Consider the following 2,158-nt stretch of genomic DNA (forward strand, 5'->3'; position numbering starts at 1 on the left):
GTTCTCCGGCGCCGGGCCTTTGCGGATGCGGCCGGCGGTGTCGTATTGCGAACCGTGGCACGGGCAGAACCAGCCGCCGAAATCGCCTTCCTGGCCAAGCGGAATGCAGCCGAGATGCGTGCAGACCTGAACCATCACCATCCAGGCTTCCTTGCCGGGCGTGGTGCGATTGGCGTCGGTCGCCGGTGCGTCGGCCGGGAGATTGGCGTTGCGGGCGATCGGATCCTTGAGATCGGCCAGCTTGACCGCCTCGCCGTCCTTCATTTCCTGTTCGGTGCGGTTGCGGACCACGACCGGCTTGCCACGCCATTTGACGATCAGCGACATGCCCGGCGTCAGCGAGGCGACGTCGACTTCGACCGAGGCGAGCGCCAGCGTCGATGCGTCAGGGCGCATCTGGTCGATGAACGGCCACGCGAAAGCACCCGCGCCGACCACTGCGGCCATGCCGGTGGCGACGTAGAGAAAATCACGACGGTTGGGATCCTGGGTGTCGGTTGCGCTCACGGGTGCCTGATCCTTTCGCCTCTTCCGTGCCGGTGGCTGAGCCTTGTTCCCCGCTCAATTACGCCAACCCGACAGCGCATGGCGAACAGGCTTGCGAATTCCTCCGGCATTTGGACTTCGGTTTATGCGTGAAGCCCGTTTTTGTCCAGACGGGTGAAGGCACAAGGGCAGATTGTCGCGGGGACAAAATCCGCCGCCGGTCAACACGACGCCGGATAGCCGCCAACCATCACTAAACAATCGGGAAACACCCGCAAATCCGACGCCCTTGTTCGGCTCGACACAAGGCCCCAGCCGGGTCTATCCTTGTCATTATGGCACACGTCATAGACCGCGACACCTGGGCCGTTCGCTCGGACCATTGGAAGGGCGAGTTGCAATGTGGCGCCTACGGCTCCAACTCCTGCCTGATCTTCAACTATCTGCCTGATGTCGGCGGCGGCCCGCGCCTGCACACACATCCCTACGCGGAGATCTTCATCATCCGCCAGGGCACCGGCCTGTTCACTGTCGGCGACCAGGAAATCGAGGCATCCGCCGGCCAGATCCTGATCGTGCCACCCAATACGCCGCACAAATTCACCAATCTCGGCCCAGGCCCACTGGAAACGACCGACATCCACGAGAATGGCAGCTTCATCACCGAATGGCTGGAGTGATCCCTATTTCGCGCCGAGCCTGGCCAGCACCGCTTTCGGGATGTTGTATTCACGAATGACGGCATCGTGCTTGCGCAAGCCGCACAGCTCGCGCTGGATGAAATAGCCATGCACCGCCTCGGCGGCATCCTTGAGCAGAAGGGGGCGCAGTTGCTCGTCGGCATTGTCGCGCAGCCTGGCCAGCGTTTCCTCTACCCGCTGGCCGGCGCGGCCGAGTGCTGCCGCCTTTTCCGCCAATATTTCATGGCCGAGCGCGTCGAAGGCGGCTTCGGCGGCCGAGGCGCCGGCAAGATGAGATGGCGGACGCAAGGACATTTCAGCCTCCTTTCCCGAAAACCATGCGGTGTGTGACGAACTCTTCGCCTGCTACGCGCTGAAAGCCAAGCCGTTCATAGAAACCGAAGGCTTCTTGCGGCGCGCGGGTGTTCAGCATGGCGAAATGGTGACGTGCCCTGTCGACAACGGTTTCGACCAGCATCCGGCCAAGGCCGGCGCGACGGTGGCGCGCGCTCACAAACAGGTGCCGGACCCGGCCGTGGCCCCTGCCCTCGAAATAGGGATCGATGTTCAACCCGCACACGCCGGCGAGTTCCCTTCCATACCATGCTCCGTACAGCGCCTCCCCCCGTTTCAGGAACTTGTTGCGGCCACTTGCCCAGCCATCCGCAAGGCGTACCAGCATCCAGTAGCCTTCCAGCCGGCTCTCTTCCTTCAGCGTGTCGAAGGCCGGCATGGTCGGCCGGAGCCGCTTGAGCACGTAGCCGACCTCTGGGATGGCGCCTGTCGATCCACCCATGGAGCTACTCCGCCGGGCGCGTCTCTTCGAGCACGCTGTCTTCGTGATAGAGAAAACCGCCGGACTGCCGCTTCCACAGCCGCGCATAGAGCCCGTCGAGCGCCACCAATTGGTCATGCGTGCCTTGCTCGACAATGCGGCCGCCGTCGAGCACCACCAGACGATCGAGTGCTGCGATCGTCGACAGCCGGTGGGC

The 2,158-nt window shown here is 63.3% G+C and carries 4 protein-coding genes and 1 pseudogene; 1 reads left to right on the top strand and 4 read right to left on the bottom strand.

The window, feature by feature from the left end:
* Window positions 1-507 (bottom strand): ubiquinol-cytochrome c reductase iron-sulfur subunit (gene petA, locus EN932_RS34615; RefSeq protein WP_128369459.1); only part of this gene is annotated, 507 nt, incomplete at its 3' end.
* Between the two features lie 314 nt (window positions 508-821).
* Here petA and EN932_RS34620 point away from each other — a divergent pair.
* Window positions 822-1,166: a cupin domain-containing protein gene (locus EN932_RS34620; protein ID WP_013529983.1), complete on the top strand. Its 345-nt coding sequence runs from the start codon at window positions 822-824 to the stop codon at window positions 1,164-1,166.
* Window positions 1,167-1,169: 3 nt separating this feature from the next.
* On the opposite strand, the gene EN932_RS34625 is transcribed toward EN932_RS34620, so the two are convergent.
* The 3 genes and pseudogenes from EN932_RS34625 to EN932_RS34635 form a co-directional block, all read right to left on the bottom strand.
* On the bottom strand, window positions 1,170-1,481 hold the full coding sequence (locus EN932_RS34625; RefSeq protein ID WP_013529982.1) for a DUF6665 family protein: 312 nt from the start codon (window positions 1,479-1,481) through the stop codon (window positions 1,170-1,172).
* Between the two features lies 1 nt (window position 1,482).
* Window positions 1,483-1,962 carry a GNAT family N-acetyltransferase gene (locus tag EN932_RS34630; protein WP_013529981.1) on the bottom strand — a complete coding sequence of 160 codons (480 nt, stop codon included), beginning with the start codon at window positions 1,960-1,962 and terminating at the stop codon, window positions 1,483-1,485.
* Window positions 1,963-1,966: 4 nt separating this feature from the next.
* A pseudogene (locus EN932_RS34635) lies at window positions 1,967-2,158 on the bottom strand (ABC transporter ATP-binding protein); the annotation flags it as partial.

It is taken from the genome of Mesorhizobium sp. M7A.F.Ca.US.002.01.1.1, assembly GCF_004022955.1.
GTDB classification, from domain to species: Bacteria; Pseudomonadota; Alphaproteobacteria; order Rhizobiales; family Rhizobiaceae; genus Mesorhizobium; species Mesorhizobium ciceri.

Bases quoted from the DNA above. Each gene is read 5' to 3' on its own strand.
- EN932_RS34630 (WP_013529981.1), bottom strand. From the start codon at position 1,962: ATGGGTGGATCGACAGGCGCCATCCCAGAGGTCGGCTACGTGCTCAAG.
- EN932_RS34620 (WP_013529983.1), top strand. From the start codon at position 822: ATGGCACACGTCATAGACCGCGACACCTGGGCCGTTCGCTCGGACCAT.
- EN932_RS34625 (WP_013529982.1), bottom strand. From the start codon at position 1,481: ATGTCCTTGCGTCCGCCATCTCATCTTGCCGGCGCCTCGGCCGCCGAA.